The sequence below is a fragment of the Streptomyces ruber genome (genome assembly GCF_014648075.1).
GTDB classification, from domain to species: domain Bacteria; phylum Actinomycetota; class Actinomycetes; order Streptomycetales; family Streptomycetaceae; genus Streptomyces; species Streptomyces ruber.
In genome coordinates this window covers 1-684 of sequence record NZ_BMQK01000066.1, presented here as the reverse complement: position 1 = coordinate 684, position 684 = coordinate 1, and the positions used below count along the sequence as shown (strand labels likewise).

Annotated in this window: 1 protein-coding gene and 1 pseudogene; both read right to left on the bottom strand. The window is 69.3% G+C overall.

Annotated elements, in window-relative coordinates:
- Positions 1-218, bottom strand: a 218-nt coding sequence (locus tag IEZ04_RS34400) for an alpha-amylase family glycosyl hydrolase (protein WP_268245718.1), incomplete at its 3' end; no start/stop codon positions are given.
- Positions 215-684: pseudogene (locus IEZ04_RS34395) on the bottom strand (alpha-1,4-glucan--maltose-1-phosphate maltosyltransferase); the annotation flags it as partial. The gene IEZ04_RS34400 and the pseudogene IEZ04_RS34395, both read right to left, overlap by 4 nt.

Genomic DNA, 684 nt, shown 5'->3' with positions numbered 1-684 from the left:
TTGAAGAACGGCGGGAGCCACAGGCAGTCCACGCCCAGCCACTGCAGATAGTCCAGTTTGGCGGTGAGGCCCTTGAGGTCGCCGACCCCGTCGCCGTCGCTGTCATGGAAGGTGCGCACGAGCACCTCGTAGAAGACGGCGCGCTTGAACCACTCCGGATCCCGGTCCTCGACGGGGGTGTCCTCGAACGTGTCCGGGACGGGCATGTTCACGGTCATGGAGTAACCGGCCCTCCGTTCACATGGAGGACGTGCGCGGGGGTCCGGCCCGGCTCCAGCCGCACGTAGTTGCTCCTGCCCCAGTGGTACGTCTCACCGGTGAGCTCGTCGCGCACCGGCACGCACGCGTCACGCCCGAGGCCGAGCCGCGGCAGGTCGAGGGAGACGGTGGCCTCCTGGGTGTGGTGGGGGTCGAGGCTGGCCACCACGAGGACGACGTCCGTGCCGCTGCGCTTGCTGTACGCGATCACCGCGTCGTTGTCGGCGTGGTGGAAGCGGAGGTTGCGGAGCCGGTGCAGCGCGGGGTGGCGCCGCCGGATGTGGTTGAGCGAGGTGATCAGGGGGGCGATGCTGCGTCCCTCGCGTGTCGCGGTCTCCCAGTCGCGGGGGCGGAGCTGGTACTTCTCGGAGTCGAGGTACTCCTCGCTGCCGGGCCTGGCGGGGGTGTTCTCGCACAGTTCGTAGC